The following is a 20280-nucleotide window of genomic DNA, read 5'->3' on the forward strand; positions in this document are numbered from 1 at the left end:
GAATCTAAACCCCTGCCTATGCAGGGGTGACACTGAGTTGTAAATTGTCATCTTTGCGAAAGCAGGTATCTAGGAGGCAGCCTCCTAGGCTATACTTAAATTGTAGAAATTATGCAAAAAATATTCGATAACAAAATTATCTCTCAGATGAACTCTTGCAGTTTGTGCTGTGACTCTAGACTAGCTAAAGCTGGTGATATATTCTTTGCGATTAAAGGAGTGGATTTTGATGGTAATAAATTTATTGATGATGCAATAAATAAAGGGGTGAGATTTATTTTTACAGATGATGCTGAGAGTTTAAACAATCCCAATATTACCGCCAATGATGTACATATAAATCTTGTGAGTGATGCACGGTTGGCACTGAGTCAAGCTTCTAATATTCTCTACCCATTATTACCACCATATATGGTAGCTGCTACTGGTACTAACGGTAAAACCTCGGTAGTATCATATTGTAGGCAATTATACACATTATTAGGAGTACCAAGCTGTTCTATCGGGACTATTGGCGTAGAATGTGCCAGTGGTTTGGATTTAAGCGTCCAAGACATTTTAGACAAATCCCCGGCTCTCACTACTCTTGACCCTGTAACTTTTAAACATATTTTACATAAGCTAGCTGAGAATAACACAAAATATGTAGCTTTTGAGGCTTCTAGCCATGGTTTAGATCAACAAAGATTATGTGGTGTAAAAGTAAATGCTGCTTGCTTTACTAGTTTTAGTCAAGATCACCTTGACTATCACCAAAATATGGCTAATTATCTTTTAGCCAAACTAAAATTATTTACAGATAATTTATTGCCAACAGGAACGGTTGTGTTAAACTCGGAAATAGCACAATTAGATTATATTAAACATTATTTACAACAACGTAATATAAAGTTTTTAACAGTGGGTATGAATGGCGATCTGAAAATTATCGACAGTACAATTCCTGGACATAAGGTTTGTGACTATAAAGGGCAAAAATATAATTTTATTACTGATATAGTTGGTAGTTTTCAAGCTAGCAACTTACTGATTGCCGTTATGATGGTGCATTTGACTGGCTTTCCTTTGGAACAAGTTATATCGAAGTTATCGCAAGTTAAAGCAGTTAAAGGGCGTTTAGAGAGAGTAGGTAATAGTAATGTGTTTATCGACTATGCTCATACCCCAGATGCTTTGGAAAAAAGTTTACTGGAGTTAAGAAAAATAAAATCAGATAAGGGGTTATTAAAAGTAATTTTTGGCTGTGGTGGTGATAGAGATAGCAGTAAAAGACCATTAATGGGGCAAGTTGCGGCGAAAATTGCTGATGAGATTATTATTACTGATGACAATCCAAGAAACGAAGATCCAAAATCGATACGGCAGCAAATTATACCAGCTATTATAGCGATCACTAATAGTTTTATAGAAATAAAAAATAGAAAAATAGCAATTACTGAGACGATACATAATTTACAAAAAGATGATATTTTGCTAATTGTCGGCAAAGGTCACGAAAATTATCAGATAATCGGTAATAAAAAACTACCCTTTAACGACTTCGATATAGCCAATAAAGCTCTACAAAATAAAAATAAACTTATTGACAATTAAAGCAAATTTGGGGTAAGAATTGTCTTGAATTTGCGTAGTGTATAATATTAAAATAATATAATGATTTGGTCAGCAAGAGACTTGAGTAATGCATTGAATATAGAGGTACATCCTGATATTCATGGCGGACAAGTTCAATTCAATTCTAATTCCGTTACAGATGGTGATTTGTTCATTGCTCTTAAACGAGCTAATGATGGACATAATTATGCGTTACATGCTCTAGAACGTAGGGCAAATGCGGTAATTATTAGTCAGGAAATAACAGGGCTGCCTGATGAAAAAGTAATTATGGTTTCTGATACCTTAACTGCTTTACATCAGATGGCAGAGTATAAACGGAAGAAATCTCAGGCGAAGTTTATTGGGGTTACTGGCAGTAGTGGTAAAACTGGAACTAAGGAAGCAATCAAAACTGTACTAAGTCACTTTGGCTCTACTTTTGCTAGTCGAGGAAATTTCAATAACCATCTTGGTGTGTCTATAAATCTTGCTTCTCTGCCGGATGATATAGAATATGCTGTTTTTGAAATGGGTATGAATCATCCAGGAGAAATAAGAGCTCTAACAAAAATGGTTAGACCTGATATATCAGTCATTACTACAATATCAGAAGCTCATCTTGAATTTTTTCAGTCTCAGCTGCATTTGGTTGATGCTAAATGTGAAATTTTTGAAGGAATGTCAAAAGATGGTATAGCTGTTATAGATTTAGATAGCCCATATTATAACCGAGTTTTACAAAATCTTAAGCAATTATCGATTAATAATATATATAGTTTTGGTACATCACCATATGCAGATTGTAGCTTAATATCATATGAATATCAACAAATTACCAAACAAGTTCGTTTACGTTATTCGATTCATAATATAGTCAATTCAGGAGAAGTAGATAGCAGGAGCGATGGAGCGACGCCTATAAATAATAGGCAAGCATTGAGCGACGACGTCACCAACTTCTCATCAATTGACTATACTAAAATAGATATCAAGATTCCCCTTGTACCAGAACATTATGCTAGAAATTATACTATCACTCTTCAGATGTCAGCCATATTGAACTTAGATATTAATGTAGCAGCAAGACAATTAAGCAAAATATTATTAATGGATGGTAGGGGTAAGCTAATCAATGCCAAATATCATGGTCAGGACTACCAAATTATCTGCGATTATTATAATGCTAATCCAGAATCAGTAAAAGCTGCTTTATTATATCTAAAACAGCTTAGTGGCAAGAAAAAAATTGCTATAATAGGTGATATGTTAGAATTGGGGGACAATTCGATAAAATTCCACAAAGATTTAATACCAGCAATTCTCGATTCTGGTGCTAACAGAGTTTTTTTAGTAGGCAATAATACCCAATATATCTATCAATCTTTGCCAGACAAAATAGAAAAAATACATTTTGATAATGTTGATCTGTTAATAGAAAACTTAAGTAAATTACTTAAGGGCAATGAATTAATCTTAATAAAAGGGTCAAATAGTACCCAACTTAGTAAAATCATCCAATCTTTTGAGTTACACTAGTGATATACAACCTTCTTGCCCCCTATATACATAAGTTGCATGTCGCAAATTTATTCCACTATATTACTTTCCGTATCGGACTTGCCATATTATTTAGTTTGACTATTTCTTTTTTGATAGGACCTAGGATAATTAGAGTTTTACGAAATCTACAAAAATATGGTCAACCAATTCGTAATGATGGACCAGAAACCCACAAAGCCAAAGTAGGGACACCAACTATGGGCGGGATAATGATTATCCTCAGCGTTTGTCTGTCTACTATCTTATTTTCTGACCTTACTAATAAATATATATGGATAGTGTTATTTGTCTTTATTAGCTTTGGTATACTTGGTTTTATGGATGATTATGCTAAAGTAACAAAAAACCACCATAAAGGAGTTAGTGGTAAGAAGAAATTATTATTTCAGTTTACTATTTGTCTAATTGCTTGTTTACTGTTAAGGGATGCCAATAATCAAGGAAATAATCTGCTGACTATTCCATTTTTTAAGAATTTGTTGATTGATTTGGGATTGTTTTACATTCCCTTTAGTATGTTTGTTATAGTTGGAGCATCAAATGCGGTGAATCTAACTGATGGTCTTGATGGTCTTGCCATCGTGCCGATTGCTATTACTGCAGGTTCTTTTGCCTTAATTATTTACTTGGTGGGTAATAGTTTCTATGCAAATTATCTGCAAATTATTTATGTACCAAATATTTCTGAATTAACTATCTTCTGTGCTTCAATTGTTGGTGCTAGCCTAGGATTTTTATGGTTTAATGCCCAGCCAGCAGAAATTTTTATGGGAGATACTGGTAGCCTAAGCCTCGGCGGTGCTCTTGGTATTGTTAGCGTTATTGCTAAACACGAATTTGTTCTAGCAATTATTGGGGGGCTATTTGTTGTTGAAACTTTATCAGTAATTATTCAAGTATATTATTTTAAAGCTACCCGTGGAAAAAGACTTTTCAAAATGGCTCCGTTGCATCACCATTTTGAAAAACATGGCTGGTCAGAGTCAAAAGTTGTGATACGTTTCTGGATTATAGCTATAATATTTGCTCTAATTGGTTTGTCTTCGCTAAAACTAAGATGAAAAACTGCTACGTATAGCTCTGTCGGAAATTACTATTTCCGACTTTACAATATAATTCAATTATTTTCTTTTTTTGTATCTTGACTACTATTAATGATAGTTGATTGTTGTTGTCTCGCCAGTTTGTTCTTGTCTTCTAGGAAATTAAGAAAAAAATAAGTAAATGCTAAAAATCCAATTAATATAATGGTTCCAATATTTTGGACAGAAAAATAAGAAAAATGAGATAGAATTCTTTAGCAAACAAGGAGAGCTAGAGATGAAAAAACAAGTAAGGCAATATAGTGCTGAGGAGAAAGCCAAAATTGTCATAGAAGCAATTAAGGGAGAGCTAACAATAGCCCAGATAACCAGTAAGTATGGTGTTCATGCAACACAGATCAGTAACTGGAAAAAACAAGGTCTTGAGTTGTTAGTACAAGGTTTTAAGAATAAAACACAGAGTGCTGATCCAAATCAGCAGGGGTTAATCAAGAATCTATATGAGCAAATTGGTCAGTTAAGCGTTGAGTGTGACTGGCTCAAAAAAAAATCTGCATTGTTTGGAATTAAAGGTTAGGTGTAATATGATAGAGCCTAATCATAATAAGTTAACAATTGTACAACAGTGTAAGTTATTGGATATTAGCAGGTCAACCTATTACTATCAACCTACTGGTATTAGTGAACAAGATATCAAGATTATGGCAATAATTGATGAGACCTATACTATGCATCCATATTATGGTATGCGGCGGATGGCTAAATATTTACAAGCCCAAGGTTTTTCGGTAGGTCGTAAAGCTGTTAGACGTTACTACAAGATAATGGGTCTTGAAGCTGTTTATCCTAAAATAAATTTAAGCAAGAGGAATCAAGCGCATAAAATACGTCAATTCGGGATAAGGATATTGTGAACATGTAGATTAAAATCAAATTTTGTTGAAGGTTTATTTTTCTTTAATGAGTAAGCAACAAGAGTAGATAATATATGGACAAAGGCATTTATTGGTGATCTATGTCTAGTATGTTCAAGGTTCATTTTATTTTTTAGATAATCAAAAACTGTTTCAATTAAGTTACGCTTTCGAAGTAAGATTTTTTCTTTCAAATCCATTAATTTATTTTCCATATTCTTCTTAATTCCATGAATCATTTTTAAGCCTCTTTCATATAAATTTAAGAACAAATTTTGCTTAATATAACCTTTATCAGCTGCTATAATTCCAGTTAATCTTTTTGTTAACTCCGGTACTGGAACCCTATCATCTACATTGCCTTTGGTCACTTTTAATGCCATAAACTCCCCTTTATTATTGATTATTACATGTAATTTAAAACCATAAAAATACCCCATAGAGGATTTACTATGTTTGGCTAATCCTTTAAAAACTTTATTGCTATAACGCCTTTTATTGTGACAAGCTTTAATCGTTGTAGAGTCAATAAAATAAATACCTGTTTCCTCACCAAACAACAAATGAATCAACATATTTAGCGGTATGAATAATCGTGCCATTAATTCAACAAATCTATTATAACTCAAGGCTTTGGGAAAATCATCCTTATGCATGCACTCTATATAACTTTTATAGAAAAATTTAAAATTCTTAGCATAGGATGTATGAAACATAATTATTATTGTTAACATTTCACTTAGACTCATGCTACAACAGCGATTTCTTTGCTTATTTGATGGTAATAACTTTCTCTGTTCATACTCCAAATAAATTTTACAAAAATCATCTATAAAACTATATAATTCTGTGATATCTTTTTTCATGCCTGTAGTTTGTTTTTTTGTTTAAAAATATAAATACTGCAGGCACTCCTTTTTGACAATCCTTTTATCTATTACTATTTCATCTATATCTTATCCCGAACTGACGTATCTTGTATTATTCCATTTTTGACTATTAAAGCTGAAGCAATAGCAGTTATCACTAATAATTTTTCAAATCTATCCAATTTTACAATGTGACTTTTTTCAATATCAAAACCACCGCTTTTTAGGTGCAAAAATAGTCGTTCAACACTCCAACGAAATTTATATAAAGCAAAAATATCTTGCTCTATTTCAATTGAAGACACCAGAACCATCAGCTCGCTCTTATCATTTCTATATGCGGTAAAATTAACCTTTCTATTCCATAATATACCACTACAAGCCCTATACTCTAAGGCTTTAACATCACTAAATATTCTTTCAATGGTTAAAGTTCTTAAACCTTTTGTAAGACGAATTTTATGATCCATTTTTAATGGAATAACAAACTTTAGATGGTTATTTATCAGAAAGTCTAACCATTCTTTATTCATAAATTCTCTATCAGCAAGCAAATATTTTATTCTTTCAACGCCAAAATTATTAATAAATTTCTGTAAAAATTCCTTCATAAATTCTGCAGAACACCCGCCACCATGCGACAAAGTCTTCCAGAATATTGGCACCGATATTTTACCAATTACCATTACTAAAAATAAAATATTAATATCGGATTTACCAAATTTCCAACTTGTCCTATCCATTGCTACGACATAATTTTTTGAAGCAAAAAAGCTTAATAGCAAATAGCCAACCTTCATATAATCAAAATTAAAATCTTTTAAAAAACGATAAATTCTATGAGTTTTTGACGTCGCTTTAGCATCACCTAAAATACCAAGTGCTAAACCTTTTTGATAAATTGAGCTGCCCGTCAGCAAACTAATTACCATACCAACCAAACATTTTAATCTTGATTTATTTCCGTCTATATATAAAATCAATTCTTGAAGTATTATATTATGCATTTTGTTATAAAAATACCTACCTTATACTACTTCACACCACTCTAAATCAACCATTCTTCTTCATCTTCTCAAAATTGTAGGGTACTATAGAATTATTTAGACATATTCGTAAAGAACTCGATATAACAGTAGACAATAGCACCACAAAGAAATTACCTTATGTACCAACAGAAGAGGAAATTAGTAAGTATTATAAGGCTGTATGGAAATCAAGAAATATGAAGCATGTAATAATTATTAAGACGTTACTTTATACTGGGGTACGAGTATCGGAATTGGTAAAAATAAAAATATCAGATATAGATTTAGATAGTTGTCAAATTAGAATTAACCACGGAAAGGGTAGTAAAGATAGAATAGTTCCGTTTCCTAATGCATTTACAGAAGTATTAGCTGTACACATTGAAAGTGCAAAGAAAAATAAGACAGTTTACCTATTTGAATCTAGTTGGAAGAAACCGTATTCTGATCGAGGTATTAGGAAAATATTAATGAATTACACAAAAGAAGCTGGCATTGAGAATTCAATATCACCACATAAATTACGGCATTTTCTTTTTACATGGATGAAGAAAAAAGGCGTGGATGATGCATTAATCCAACCTTATTCGGGGCATGATAGTCGTCAATCACTTGAAATATATTCAAAATTATCACTCGTAGACTGCCAACCAGAGTATGAAAAAAAGATTAAAGAATTCCCTGTTTAAATGTGGCGGCTCATCGCAGCTACCTTAACACTAGTCCTACTCGGGAATACGCTGCTTATAGCTTCTGGAAAGCCCTTTAAACCATCCACACAAGCAACATAAATTTGTTCAATTCCTCGATTCTTTAACTCAGTAACTACTTGCATCCAAAATTTAGCACCTTCATTTTTGCCTATCCAAATGCCAAGTAACTCCTTTTTCCCTTCTATATTTACAGCAAGTGCTAAATATACTGCTTTATTTATTACTATGTGATTGTCTCTAGATTTTACATAGATACAGCCCAAGTATAATATTGGATACACCCTATCTAAACAACGATTTTGCCACCTAGTTACTTCTTCTAGGAAGTGTAATATAGTGAATTATTAAGCAGCATTTAGTACCGCAGTTTTCCATTTGCTAGACCAATCATTACTATGGATTATAGATCTTAATTGCAAAATAGGATTTAACCCCTCTCTAGACCATCTCATGTGTTGCTGCCCTTTACATCTTTGATTGATTAAACTCTCAACAGTTGATTCAGCAAGATTACTAGTAAAGATCAGCCCTTGATCCTTCCTTGTTGAGTAATCCACAATTTTATCTTTATTATTATCAACATATTGGGATAATTTTTTAATCCTATCATGATGCTGTTCTTCTTTTGTCAGTGCTAATATTTCTTTAAATCTTATCATCGCCTTCTCCACATCTCCTCTCCATAAATGCCACTTGATATGCATCAGATCTTCTTTTAGCCTTTTTGGTAACGATATATTCTCAAATTTCATACCCAAATGAAACCAATCTAAAATATAAGTTATTTTAGCACACAAAGGCTCTAGTGCCTTTGCTATATTCCAGCAATTTGCCGCCCCATCACATAGTGCGGTAATATGTGTTTTTGGGCTTAAGCCTTGTTTCAATGCTGCAATAATAGTAGAACTTATAATTTGTTTTTGACGATCATCCTTAATTGACGCTGCACAATTCTTACTTATAATATAATTCCTGGTATCTTGACTATTTGATTTTATAGATTCTGGTTTGTAAACTACAGCCACCATAGCCTCCATACTACGTTGATCCTCTGTTGTCTTTATATGTCCTCCATCTACATTTAATATTAGTTCAACAGCATCTTCAGTAATGAGCATTTCCTTCTCATCAGCATTGATATCTTCAATAGCATTGCCAACTGATTCTGTAACTTGTTTAATACGATTATGATTATTAATTTGCCGATCTTTACCAGAAAATAATTCAAATAATTTCTCTCCTTCTCTAAAACTATGTGTAGCACCTAGTGTAGCTTGTATTTTTTTTAAATCACCAGAAATTACTCCCTGCAATAACGTGCGGACGGTAGAGTGCGTTTCATATCCGCAATTATGGCATTTAAATCTCTGTATTACAATGTTATGATCAGTGAAAACATCGTGAAAAGTAGATTTATTTACACCAGTCTTATGCATTTTAATTTTACACTTAGGGCAAGTAACTTTTGTTAGTTTATGGATTAATTGAATCTTTTCCTGCAAAACTATATCCTGTACTCCTTGAATTAAAGCAATTTGATTATCCAAACCTATGGAAAAATCTAGACAATTACTTGGTTCGTTAAGCTCGCCATTAAGTACTTCTACTCTTGAAATTGTTGTAGTGGGTTGCTTATGATCATACGATTCATATATTATTCTATATCTTCTTGTTGTCATCCTATTACTCATAGTTGCTAATAATGACATTATTGTATCGCCTTTTTATAACAATGTCAACTCACTATATTACACTTCCAACATAGTAAATCCTCTATGGGGTATTTTTATGGTTTTAAATTACATGTAATAATCAATAATAAAGGGGAGTTTATGGCATTAAAAGTGACCAAAGGCAATGTAGATGATAGGGTTCCAGTACCGGAGTTAACAAAAAGATTAACTGGAATTATAGCAGCTGATAAAGGTTATATTAAGCAAAATTTGTTCTTAAATTTATATGAAAGAGGCTTAAAAATGATTCATGGAATTAAGAAGAATATGGAAAATAAATTAATGGATTTGAAAGAAAAAATCTTACTTCGAAAGCGTAACTTAATTGAAACAGTTTTTGATTATCTAAAAAATAAAATGAACCTTGAACATACTAGACATAGATCACCAATAAATGCCTTTGTCCATATATTATCTACTCTTGTTGCTTACTCATTAAAGAAAAATAAACCTTCAACAAAATTTGATTTTAATCTACATGTTCACAATATCCTTATCCCGAATTGACGTAATATAATATTGGTATCAAGTTATGCATTCAAAGAAACATTTAAGTTTTAGTGCAATCAGAAGTATGATTGCAGATAGATTTGCTGGTATAGAAGATAGAAGGGGTGTAAATAGTAGTAATAGTATAGCAGATATTATGTTATCTGGTTTGGCGTGTATGTATTTTCAATCAGTATCTTTGCTAGAATTTCAAAGGCGTATGGAAAGGAAGGAACAACGTAATAATCTGCGTAGCATGTTTACAGTACAATCGCTTCCTAGCGATCAGGGGATGAGGAACGTAATAGACCAAGTAGATAGTGACGTAACGTTTAGACCTATTTTCAAAGAATTATTTAACCTGAGTTTGACGTAAGCACCAAACAAAATGCTAAGCATTATGTAATAACATAAACAAACTGTTGGTGGTGAGCTATGGTAAAAATAAAACCTTCTTTCAAACTAGTGTGTTAGGAGAAAGAATATTTGAAAAGTAAGAAGGGAGGGATTATAAAGTTCTCGAATAATAACAACAAAATTGGAGAATATATTATGATCCCTCTTACGGAGATTTTCTGCTTAATTGATGATTTTTGCAAGCATTTTGATACGGAGCAAAATAAATATATATTACCAAATCCTAACCGTAAGCGTAAAGTAGTTTGCAGTATAGGACTCTCAGAGATTATTACTATTATAGTAATGTTTCACTTGAGTCACTACCGTACCTTTAAAGATTTTTATTTATGCTGCCTATGTCAAAGTTATAGAAAGGAATTTCCAAAACTTGTGAGCTATAGTCGTTTTGTTCAGTTAATGCCAATGAGCTTCATGCCCATGGTATTACTGCTAAAAAGCCTATCAGGAAAACAAACTGGTCAATATTATATCGACTCTACTAAACTTCCTGCTTGCCCTAATTTAAGAATTAATAGACATAAAGTATTCAAAGACATAGCAAAAAGAGGTAAGACTTCCACTGGGTGGTTCTTTGGTTGTAAGCTACATATTGTCATTAACAGTTGCGGAGAGATTATGAGTTTTTCTTTAACTCCAGGAAATGTTGATGATAGAGCAGTGGTGGAAAATTTAGTAGATAAATTACAAGGCTGGCTTTTTGGTGATCGTGGGTATATCAGTAAAAAACTCACTCAATCCCTTGCTAATCAAGGTTTAGAACTAATAACAAAAATTAAAAGTAATATGAAAGAAAGAATAATAGATCCTATTAAAAAGCGGTTTTTAAATAAAAGGTATATTATTGAAACCATTAACGATCAACTAAAAAACCTTTGTCATATAGACCATACAAGGCACAGATCTGTTATGAATTTTCAAACTAACGTATTAGCTGGACTGCTTGCCTATGTTTTTAAGCCTAATAAAATTTCTGTAGCTTTTGGAAAATTAAACAATCTCAACCTTCCTCTTACATCAAACTGAGGTTATTTAGTAAATTACAACGAGGGAAGCATCTAGAACAATATCAAATATTTCCTGGTAAATACTTATTAAATGTTGATGGTACACAATATTACAGCTCTGATAAAGTGAGTTGTAAACGTTGCCTAATTAGAGGGCATAAAAATAACCAATATCATTGTCATCAAGTATTACAAGGGGCTATTGTAAAATTTGGGTTACGACAAGTAATACCAGTAATGCCTGAGGAAATTCGTGTACAAGATGGTGATGAGAAAGAGGATTGTGAGACGAATGCTTTCAAGAGATTTTTGACAAGATTTAGAAAGGATCATGATAAATTAGGGATAATAATCAATGCTGATGCCTTATATGCAACAACTCCAGTGATAGAAACAATTCACGTTAATTCGGGATAAGGATTAGTAAAAATGCTTTAGCTATAACTAATACAAGATTTTGGATATGTATAAATTGCATTTCTGTGAATTCATACATTAATTGCTCTTCGTAGTGTATATATGTCTGCTATTTTTACTAATCCTTATCCCGAATTAACGTAATACCAATTGCAATAATTAACACGGTGTGTTTATCCAGTCTCTATACATAATTGATTTTACTAAATCTACATTATGAGCAAATTGATTCCAAGCGTAACAAGCCATAGTGACGATATCTTCATATACACCATAATACCAATTGCAATAATTAACGCAGTGGTGTAAAATGGGTTTTTAACTGATAAAGGTACTCAAATGGCTAGGTTAATATTACCACAAGGTTTTCATGGTCATGATTTTATAAAAATGATGAAACATGAGCCGCATGGTCGAAATCGTATACGTTTATTGGCGATGTATCACCTTCAATTAGGCAAATCTTTAAAAGCCATATCTGAAATAGTGAAGTCACACTGGAAAACTGTGCAATCATGGCTCAGAAGATTTAGGAATCATGGTTTTGAAGGATTATTTGAATCACAAAGAAGCGGCGCCCCTAGGAAGATTAACACTATACAAGAGTCTGCTCTTTTTGATAAAATCAATACGCTCAGTGAAAGTAAAACTGGTGGGTATATAACTGGAAAGGAGCTACATATCATGTTACTTGAGGAATATGGTGCTAAATGCGCTTTAAAAACAGTCTACAATACTATGCACCGCCTTGGTTTTAGCTGGATTACTTCTCGTTCAATGCATCCAAAGTCAAATCAAGAGACTCAAAATACATATAAAAAAACTTCCCAGACATGTTAACAAAATTATTACCAAAAAATATCGATAGATGTAAAGTTGATATATGGTCTCAGGATGAAACTCGAGTTGGGCAACAAGGTAGCTTAACTCGTATATGGGCTAAGCGTGGCACTAGACCCCGTAAAGTTCGGCAACAGCAATTCATTTCAACATATATTTATGGAGCTGCTTGCCATGATACAGGAGAAGCTTTTGCATTAATTTTACCATATGCAAACACACAGGCAATGAATAAATTCTTAGAAGAGCTTTCTCGCAGTATTCAAGGCAACCGACATATAGCTTTACTAACGGATAATGCAGGTTGGCACACAGCCAAAAAACTAACTGTGCCAAGCAATATCACTTTGATACCGCTTCCGCCCTATGCACCGGAACTTAATGCAATGGAACAAGTTTGGGAATGGATCAAAAATCATTTCTTGTCTAACCAATGTTATGGTGTATATGAAGATATCGTCACTATGGCTTGTTACGCTTGGAATCAATTTGCTCATAATGTAGATTTAGTAAAATCAATTATGTATAGAGACTGGATAAACACACCGTGTTAATTATTGCAATTGGTATAATGTCATATTTGGAATTGCTGCGGCAAAAGATTTAATATCGAAATGCAAATTACTGACGCGGATGATTATGACAAAAGAGCTCTGTATTATTGGGCAAAGTTATATACTGAGCAATTAAAGAATGCAGAGGATTATGCTACTTTATCGAAAGCCATTGGTATTCATATATTAAACTTTACCTCTATTTTACATGAAAATAAATATCATAATGTGTTTCATATAGTAGAAAAAGATAGTGGTTTGTTATATTTTAAAGATTTAGAATTGCATACTATTGAGCTAAATAAGTTTACTAATAATCCGAAGGAACAGCTGACGGACATAGTAAAAAAGGTAAAAACCTCTCTTGATAGATGGAGTACTTTTTTAACTAGACATGATTTGCTGAACAAAGATTTTACCTAAAGAGTTAAATGATGCTAGCCTAAAAAAAGCCCTGACAGTTCTAGATGCAGCAATGCTAAAATTTCCCTATGTATCCATAATGTCATATTTGGAATTGCTGGTACTAATAGCTTAAAATTATTAGCAATAAAAAATATTGAATTAGACTATTTAAATTTGCATTTAAAACACTATATTAATAACATTAAATAGTATTATAGGACTTGACTATGACCCAAGAAAAAAAGAAGTTTGACGCTGAAGTTGGTAAGATTTTAAACTTAATGATCCATTCTCTTTATACTAATAAAGAGATTTTTATGCGTGAGTTAATATCTAATGCTTCAGATGCTTGTGATAAATTAAGGTATTTAGCACAAAGTGATGCCAAACTTATTGCAGATGATCCTACCTTTAAAATTACTGTGAGAATTGATAAAGATAAAAAGCAGATTATTATTAGAGATAATGGTATTGGTATGAACCGAGAAGATTTGATCGATAATCTAGGAACTATTGCAAAATCTGGTACAGGAAATTTCTTAAACAACATGTCTGGAGATGCTAAAAAAGACAGTATGTTGATAGGGCAATTTGGCGTTGGGTTTTATTCAGCTTTTATGGTTGCTGATAATATTACTGTTACCTCAAGAAAAGCAGGAGAAGAGAAAGCTTATGTTTGGCAATCAGATGGTCTTGGAGAATATATGGTTGATGATTTTGACCATGATTTTACCAGGGGAACTGAGGTGGTTATTCACGTTAAGCCAGAAGAAGACAGTTATATTGATCATTTTAGATTGAAGCATATAGTTAAAAGTTATTCTGATCATATAGCCATACCTATATATTTTATTGATGAATCAACTAATAATGAAATACAACTTAACTCAGCTTCAGCATTATGGACAAGACCTAAGTCTGACTTAACTTTTGAGCAATATAAAGAATTTTATAAAGCTTTGTCTTATTCGATGGATGATCCTTGGTTAACTATTCATAACAAAAATGAAGGTACGGTTGAATTTACTAATTTGTTATTTATTCCATCAACTAAGACTTTCGATTTATTTCACCCTGATCGTAAGAGGAGAGTGAAATTATACATCAAGAGAGTTTTTATTTCTGATGAGAATGTAGATTTAATACCTTCTTACCTAAGATTCCTAAGAGGGGTAGTAGATTCAGAGGATTTACCTCTTAATATTAGTCGTGAATCTTTGCAGCATAATAGTACTTTAGAGAAGATTAAGTCAGCAATAACCAAAAGAGTTTTAGGTGAACTCAAAAAGAAAAAAGAGGAGTCTATAGAGGAATATAGCAACTTTTGGAGCAATTTTGGTGCTGCTTTAAAAGAAGGATTGTGTGAGGCAACTAGTGATCATGATAAATTGCTTGAGACCTGTATATTTAAAAGTAGTCTTTTAAGTAAAATGATTAGCCTTGACGATTATATTAGTAACTTTAAAGAAGGACAGAATACTATATATTATCTTAGCGGCGATGATTCAGCAAAATTACTTTCTAGCCCTCAAATAGAAGGATTCTTAAGTAAAAATATAGATGTACTTCTGTTTACTGATACGGTTGATGATTTTTGGGTTAATGTTAATAGTAGCTATAAGGGTTATGCAATTAAATCAGTTACTAGGAGTGATATTGATTTAGAAAAATCTGAGCAAAAAACTGAAGAGACAAAAGAAGACAAGGATGAGTACACTAAATTAACAGAATATTTTAAAGAAATATTAGGTAATTTAGTAAAAGATGTAAGGATTTCTAAAAAACTTACTCTAAGCCCTGCTTGTCTGGTAGTTGGTGATGGAGCGATGGATATTCGTATGGAAAGATTCTTAATTGAGCAAAAACAGTTAATGGCATCATCGGCTAAAATACTTGAGTTAAATCCTAAGCATAAAATTATTGAGAAAATTAACGCTGGTATAATCTCAAATAGTAAAGACTATGCTAACGAGGAGTTGGTAAAATTAATGTATGATCAAGCATGTATTCTAGAAGGTGAGCCAGTCAATGATACTGGTGAATTTGCCAAAAGACTCAATGATATTGTGCAAAAAGCTATATTATAAAATGTTTAGAGGCTTTTCTATTTTTAATAGTAATAATTTTGATTGTAATAGGTAATGAATCTGTTAATATTAATTAAATCTTTCTGAAACCTTTTATTAGCAAAATATAATGAATAAATATTTGATACCATAGCAATTATCTTTTATCTAAATTTTCAAAAAAATATTTATCTAAATAATAAAACAACGTTTTTGTTGAATAAGTTTATGGCAAACTTCAAGTAGCTTACGCATACCAGCAATTCCAAATATGACATTATGGATACATAGGGAAATTTTAGCATTGCGATCCACTCAACTTTAAGACGAATAATCTATTTTTCTGTTAAAGATTTGTATGTATTTTCTTGAATTCTATAAATATTTTTATACAAACTTATCATAATTCACGTTATTGTAATCAATTTGGTAAAAACCAACGGTTAGCAATAAATAAGTCTATTGCTCTAGAAAAAGCTTTTGATAGGTCGAATCTATATTGGCGGGACTCTGTAATCTCGTTTGCCAGCTAATATCTCCCATAACATTTCCATTGATTCAAAGAAAAAAAGGTCTACTAAACTTCTTATTCGTTCCCATAACGATCCTAATCTACCAAATTGCTCCCTCATTTCTTGAAATAATTTATCAACTAATTGGTGTATTTGATGAATAGTAAATGCTAACAAAGTAAAATTGTAGAAATTATAACATAGATTCTCAGAACCATGACCGTAATTATGTTCTATATTATAACCATGATTCTTTAAGCTATTAAAGCATTCGTTCTCTATTTTCCAACGTGCTCTTGCTCCGTCTATTATTGTTTTAGCATTATCTGAGGTGATTTCTAGATCAGTAATCCATTTACCATAATACTGACTTTTGTTACTACCATCTTTCTGCGGCACTAGCTCCCATGCCGCTATATAATTTGTTCTTACCTTAGTGCTAGTAAATAATTCAACATCATTAACCCATTCAATTATCAATTTGTTCCTTCTAAGGCTCAATGTCTCTATCTTTGATTTATCTACAGATTGAACATTATCCATTAATGTCTTATGATTATTGGGTTTTACTTTAAAAATATAATTAGCTTTATGATCACGAATTGTTTCTATCACTGGAGTTGTTGCATATAAGGCATCAGCATTGATTATTATCCCTAATTTATCATGATCCTTTCTAAATCTTGTCAAAAATCTCTTGAAAGCATTCGTCTCACAATCCTCTTTCTCATCACCATCTTGTACACGAATTTCCTCAGGCATTACTGGTATTACTTGTCGTAACCCAAATTTTACAATAGCCCCTTGTAATACTTGATGACAATGATATTGGTTATTTTTATGCCCTCTAATTAGGCAACGTTTACAACTCACTTTATCAGAGCTGTAATATTGTGTACCATCAACATTTAATAAGTATTTACCAGGAAATATTTGATATTGTTCTAGATGCTTCCCTCGTTGTAATTTACTAAATAATTCTTTGAAAATAGGTCTAAACGTTACGTCACTATCTACTTGGTCTATTACGTTCCTCATCCCCTGATCGCTAGGAAGCGATTGTACTGTAAACATGCTACGCAGATTATTACGTTGTTCCTTCCTTTCCATACGCCTTTGAAATTCTAGCAAAGATACTGATTGAAAATACATACACGCCAAACCAGATAACATAATATCTGCTATACTATTACTACTATTTACACCCCTTCTATCTTCTATACCAGCAAATCTATCTGCAATCATACTTCTGATTGCACTAAAACTTAAATGTTTCTTTGAATGCATAACTTGATACCAATATTATATTGATATTATCTTAGATAATTTATCCAACTTTGACTACTTTTTTAACTATTCCTCTACGAAAAACTTATTCCATATCCTTTTACTTACCTTCCTTCTATGACATATTTGGAATCGCTGGTAATAGACCAAGTAGATAGTGACGTAACGTTTAGACCTATTTTCAAAGAATTATTTAGTAAATTACAACGAGGGAAGCATCTAGAACAATATCAAATATTTCCTGGTAAATACTTATTAAATGTTGATGGTACACAATATTACAGCTCTGATAAAGTGAGTTGTAAACGTTGCCTAATTAGAGGGCATAAAAATAACCAATATCATTGTCATCAAGTATTACAAGGGGCTATTGTAAAATTTGGGTTACGACAAGTAATACCAGTAATGCCTGAGGAAATTCGTGTACAAGATGGTGATGAGAAAGAGGATTGTGAGACGAATGCTTTCAAGAGATTTTTGACAAGATTTAGAAAGGATCATGATAAATTAGGGATAATAATCAATGCTGATGCCTTATATGCAACAACTCCAGTGATAGAAACAATTCGTGATCATAAAGCTAATTATATTTTTAAAGTAAAACCCAATAATCATAAGACATTAATGGATAATGTTCAATCTGTAGATAAATCAAAGATAGAGACATTGAGCCTTAGAAGGAACAAATTGATAATTGAATGGGTTAATGATGTTGAATTATTTACTAGCACTAAGGTAAGAACAAATTATATAGCGGCATGGGAGCTAGTGCCGCAGAAAGATGGTAGTAACAAAAGTCAGTATTATGGTAAATGGATTACTGATCTAGAAATCACCTCAGATAATGCTAAAACAATAATAGACGGAGCAAGAGCACGTTGGAAAATAGAGAACGAATGCTTTAATAGCTTAAAGAATCATGGTTATAATATAGAACATAATTACGGTCATGGTTCTGAGAATCTATGTTATAATTTCTACAATTTTACTTTGTTAGCATTTACTATTCATCAAATACACCAATTAGTTGATAAATTATTTCAAGAAATGAGGGAGCAATTTGGTAGATTAGGATCGTTATGGGAACGAATAAGAAGTTTAGTAGACCTTTTTTTCTTTGAATCAATGGAAATGTTATGGGAGATATTAGCTGGCAAACGAGATTACAGAGTCCCGCCAATATAGATTCGACCTATCAAAAGCTTTTTCTAGAGCAATAGACTTATTTATTGCTAACCGTTGGTTTTTACCAAATTGATTACAATAACGTGAATTATGATAAGTTTGTATAAAAATATTTATAGAATTCAAGAAAATACATACAAATCTTTAACAGAAAAATAGATTATTCGTCTTAAAGTTGAGTGGATCGCAATGCTAAAATTTCCCTATGTATCCATAATGTCATATTTGGAATTGCTGGTATTATACCTTCAATAGGCGGCTCCGTTTCATAATACTCTGAGTCTGATTCATTCCAGTACTTATTAATAAATTCAACAGCTTTTAAAATCGGTTGATAACTAGAGTGATCTTCTTTTAACTGAAAAGTTTGTAGTATTGGTAGTAGTGTGGTTCTACTTCCATACGCATACTTTGAATGAATCTTATTTTGTACCTGTTGTTGATACCATTTACCGCGTTGCTGTAAATCAGTAATTATTGCTTCTAGTTTTTCTTTAGAAACTTCAGGGTAAATCTTATCTTCAATTGTACTTTTAGGATTGTTAATTGATAAAGATGCTAATTTCTCTAGAATATCAAATTTTCCATCAACACGCTTAACCTCCTTTACAATATAGTTATCTACGTATTTTTCAGAACTAGAACGCATACGTTTTATAAGCTTAATTAATGTATCAGCTAAACTATCTAATATTAGCTGCAATCTTATATAACAGAATATTGCCATAGTCGCATATTTTGCCACAGGGCTAAACTCTAAAATATTACTAGGCGATAAATCCATGATACGATCATAATATTTCAGCAGTAATTTTCTATCTACTAAATCTACAATCGATTTGGGCAAAGTAATTTGTTTTAATAAAGCGATCTTATCCAAAGCAAAATTAACATTTTTTAGCCTAACCCCAGGTATATCATTTTTTAACTCTGATAATTCTATAATACCATTCTTTGACTGTTCGCTTTGTTCAAGGATTTGCTCAATCAAATAACAGTTATCTTGACTTAAACTTTTAAATATCTTTTCAAAAAATTTTTGTTCAAATTGATGCTTTGCTGAAGCAACATAACGATCCAACTGTTTTTTCTTGAATAGTACAATTTTATTTTGGTCAAAAAATAACCTAGTCTGCTCCATTAATAATTCATTAGATGGATAATGAGGTAGAATATTATTTGTTAGATATTCTGTAAATATTAAAACATCATTATTATTTGCTTGGCGATATCCCAAATATTTTCTAATATCCTGATGATATCTTTCGGCTGTTCTACCGCTCCAATTAAATTTTGAAAGAATAGACTCTTCAATATCCAACTCTGAAGCAATGGCTGATATTAATTTTAATGATATTGGTTTTTCTTCTGCTGCAGGGAATTTAATGTGAGACCGAAAATAAATTAACATTACTCCAAAAGCTAGTTGATTGATTTTACCAGTTTTTGTGTTGCATAGATTAAAATCTTCTAATGATAGTAAATTTGACATATATTATTTTGTATATTCCTAGAATACCTAATGTCGGTACTATTTACGAACAATACTACCTATAATTAAATATTATGAGCTATATCTTTTAATATAAATATCAAAAAGTGTCAACAATATTCTTTTAGGAACTTAAAAAGTTAGAACTTTGCA

The 20280-nt window shown here is 31.9% G+C and carries 16 protein-coding genes and 2 pseudogenes; 11 read left to right on the top strand and 7 right to left on the bottom strand.

Annotation, left to right across the window (positions count from 1 at the left end):
• Positions 1 to 111 precede the first annotated feature (111 nt).
• The 5 genes from NBW66_RS05365 (at position 112) to NBW66_RS05385 (ending at position 5113) form a co-directional block, all read left to right on the top strand.
• Positions 112 to 1593: a UDP-N-acetylmuramoyl-L-alanyl-D-glutamate--2,6-diaminopimelate ligase gene (locus tag NBW66_RS05365; protein WP_410525820.1), complete on the top strand. Its 1482-nt coding sequence runs from the start codon at positions 112 to 114 to the stop codon at positions 1591 to 1593.
• A gap of 60 nt (positions 1594 to 1653) precedes the next feature.
• Positions 1654 to 3132 (top strand): UDP-N-acetylmuramoyl-tripeptide--D-alanyl-D-alanine ligase, encoded by a 1479-nt coding sequence (locus NBW66_RS05370; protein WP_250311948.1) that lies wholly within the window; start codon positions 1654 to 1656, stop codon positions 3130 to 3132.
• Complete coding sequence (mraY, locus tag NBW66_RS05375) at positions 3132 to 4217, top strand: phospho-N-acetylmuramoyl-pentapeptide-transferase (RefSeq protein WP_250311949.1); 1086 nt, start codon at positions 3132 to 3134, stop codon at positions 4215 to 4217. The genes NBW66_RS05370 and mraY overlap by 1 nt, the downstream gene beginning before the upstream one ends.
• 259 nt (positions 4218 to 4476) lie before the next feature.
• The gene (locus tag NBW66_RS05380; protein ID WP_094649795.1) at positions 4477 to 4776 is read left to right on the top strand and encodes a transposase; all 300 of its coding nucleotides are present in this window, start codon (positions 4477 to 4479) and stop codon (positions 4774 to 4776) included.
• Between the two features lie 7 nt (positions 4777 to 4783).
• Entirely contained in the window at positions 4784 to 5113 is a 330-nt protein-coding gene (locus NBW66_RS05385) for an IS3 family transposase (protein ID WP_250311950.1), read from the top strand.
• On the opposite strand, the gene NBW66_RS05390 is transcribed toward NBW66_RS05385, so the two are convergent.
• Positions 5089 to 5979 carry an IS982 family transposase gene (locus NBW66_RS05390; RefSeq protein ID WP_250310582.1) on the bottom strand — a complete coding sequence of 297 codons (891 nt, stop codon included), beginning with the start codon at positions 5977 to 5979 and terminating at the stop codon, positions 5089 to 5091. The two genes, NBW66_RS05385 and NBW66_RS05390, sit on opposite strands and share 25 nt — an antisense overlap.
• Positions 5980 to 6062: 83 nt before the next feature.
• Positions 6063 to 6989 carry a transposase gene (locus NBW66_RS05395; RefSeq protein WP_250311951.1) on the bottom strand — a complete coding sequence of 309 codons (927 nt, stop codon included), beginning with the start codon at positions 6987 to 6989 and terminating at the stop codon, positions 6063 to 6065.
• 179 nt (positions 6990 to 7168) lie between these two features.
• Between NBW66_RS05395 and NBW66_RS05400 the strand changes: the two genes are divergently transcribed.
• Positions 7169 to 7699, top strand: coding sequence for a tyrosine-type recombinase/integrase (locus NBW66_RS05400; protein ID WP_284346819.1), 531 nt, complete (start codon positions 7169 to 7171; stop codon positions 7697 to 7699).
• 41 nt (positions 7700 to 7740) lie between these two features.
• On the opposite strand, the pseudogene NBW66_RS05405 reads toward NBW66_RS05400, so the two are convergent.
• Positions 7741 to 8043: pseudogene (locus NBW66_RS05405) on the bottom strand (transposase); the annotation flags it as partial.
• Positions 8044 to 8067: 24 nt separating this feature from the next.
• Positions 8068 to 9432, bottom strand: coding sequence for a UPF0236 family transposase-like protein (locus tag NBW66_RS05410; protein ID WP_250311117.1), 1365 nt, complete (start codon positions 9430 to 9432; stop codon positions 8068 to 8070).
• A 48-nt stretch (positions 9433 to 9480) separates the two neighbouring features.
• Between NBW66_RS05410 and NBW66_RS05415 the strand changes: the two are divergent.
• The 4 genes and pseudogenes from NBW66_RS05415 to htpG all read left to right on the top strand — a co-directional run.
• Positions 9481 to 9963 (top strand): annotated as a pseudogene (locus tag NBW66_RS05415) (IS982 family transposase); the annotation flags it as partial.
• Between the two features lie 25 nt (positions 9964 to 9988).
• Positions 9989 to 10321 carry a hypothetical protein gene (locus NBW66_RS05420; protein WP_250311953.1) on the top strand — a complete coding sequence of 111 codons (333 nt, stop codon included), beginning with the start codon at positions 9989 to 9991 and terminating at the stop codon, positions 10319 to 10321.
• Between the two features lie 2919 nt (positions 10322 to 13240).
• Complete coding sequence (locus NBW66_RS05445; protein ID WP_250311956.1) at positions 13241 to 13603, top strand: Rpn family recombination-promoting nuclease/putative transposase; 363 nt, start codon at positions 13241 to 13243, stop codon at positions 13601 to 13603.
• A gap of 209 nt (positions 13604 to 13812) precedes the next feature.
• The gene (htpG, locus tag NBW66_RS05450) at positions 13813 to 15672 is read left to right on the top strand and encodes a molecular chaperone HtpG (protein ID WP_250311957.1); all 1860 of its coding nucleotides are present in this window, start codon (positions 13813 to 13815) and stop codon (positions 15670 to 15672) included.
• Between the two features lie 171 nt (positions 15673 to 15843).
• Here htpG and NBW66_RS14475 read toward each other — a convergent pair whose 3' ends face one another.
• Complete coding sequence (locus NBW66_RS14475) at positions 15844 to 15966, bottom strand: hypothetical protein (RefSeq protein WP_284346730.1); 123 nt, start codon at positions 15964 to 15966, stop codon at positions 15844 to 15846.
• A 179-nt stretch (positions 15967 to 16145) separates the two neighbouring features.
• Positions 16146 to 17450: a transposase gene (locus tag NBW66_RS05455; protein ID WP_250311217.1), complete on the bottom strand. Its 1305-nt coding sequence runs from the start codon at positions 17448 to 17450 to the stop codon at positions 16146 to 16148.
• Between the two features lie 117 nt (positions 17451 to 17567).
• Here NBW66_RS05455 and NBW66_RS05460 point away from each other — a divergent pair, with 117 nt between their 5' ends.
• Positions 17568 to 18635 (top strand): transposase, encoded by a 1068-nt coding sequence (locus NBW66_RS05460; RefSeq protein WP_250311958.1) that lies wholly within the window; start codon positions 17568 to 17570, stop codon positions 18633 to 18635.
• A gap of 169 nt (positions 18636 to 18804) precedes the next feature.
• Here NBW66_RS05460 and NBW66_RS05465 read toward each other — a convergent pair whose 3' ends face one another.
• Positions 18805 to 20127 carry a DUF4158 domain-containing protein gene (locus NBW66_RS05465; protein ID WP_250311959.1) on the bottom strand — a complete coding sequence of 441 codons (1323 nt, stop codon included), beginning with the start codon at positions 20125 to 20127 and terminating at the stop codon, positions 18805 to 18807.
• Between the last annotated feature and the right edge of the window lie 153 nt (positions 20128 to 20280).

This window comes from Rickettsia endosymbiont of Oedothorax gibbosus (genome assembly GCF_936269705.1).
GTDB lineage: Bacteria > Pseudomonadota > Alphaproteobacteria > Rickettsiales > Rickettsiaceae > Tisiphia.

Excerpts from the sequence above, each read along its gene's own strand:
- NBW66_RS05365 (WP_410525820.1), top strand. The coding sequence starts at position 112 with ATGCAAAAAATATTCGATAACAAAATTATCTCTCAGATGAACTCTTGC.
- NBW66_RS05370 (WP_250311948.1), top strand. The coding sequence starts at position 1,654 with ATGATTTGGTCAGCAAGAGACTTGAGTAATGCATTGAATATAGAGGTA.
- NBW66_RS05380 (WP_094649795.1), top strand. The coding sequence starts at position 4,477 with ATGAAAAAACAAGTAAGGCAATATAGTGCTGAGGAGAAAGCCAAAATT.
- NBW66_RS05385 (WP_250311950.1), top strand. The coding sequence starts at position 4,784 with ATGATAGAGCCTAATCATAATAAGTTAACAATTGTACAACAGTGTAAG.
- NBW66_RS05390 (WP_250310582.1), bottom strand. The coding sequence starts at position 5,979 with ATGAAAAAAGATATCACAGAATTATATAGTTTTATAGATGATTTTTGT.
- NBW66_RS05395 (WP_250311951.1), bottom strand. The coding sequence starts at position 6,989 with ATGCATAATATAATACTTCAAGAATTGATTTTATATATAGACGGAAAT.
- NBW66_RS05410 (WP_250311117.1), bottom strand. The coding sequence starts at position 9,432 with ATGTCATTATTAGCAACTATGAGTAATAGGATGACAACAAGAAGATAT.
- NBW66_RS05420 (WP_250311953.1), top strand. The coding sequence starts at position 9,989 with ATGCATTCAAAGAAACATTTAAGTTTTAGTGCAATCAGAAGTATGATT.
- NBW66_RS05445 (WP_250311956.1), top strand. The coding sequence starts at position 13,241 with ATGCAAATTACTGACGCGGATGATTATGACAAAAGAGCTCTGTATTAT.
- htpG (WP_250311957.1), top strand. The coding sequence starts at position 13,813 with ATGACCCAAGAAAAAAAGAAGTTTGACGCTGAAGTTGGTAAGATTTTA.
- NBW66_RS05455 (WP_250311217.1), bottom strand. The coding sequence starts at position 17,450 with ATGCATTCAAAGAAACATTTAAGTTTTAGTGCAATCAGAAGTATGATT.
- NBW66_RS05460 (WP_250311958.1), top strand. The coding sequence starts at position 17,568 with ATGACATATTTGGAATCGCTGGTAATAGACCAAGTAGATAGTGACGTA.
- NBW66_RS05465 (WP_250311959.1), bottom strand. The coding sequence starts at position 20,127 with ATGTCAAATTTACTATCATTAGAAGATTTTAATCTATGCAACACAAAA.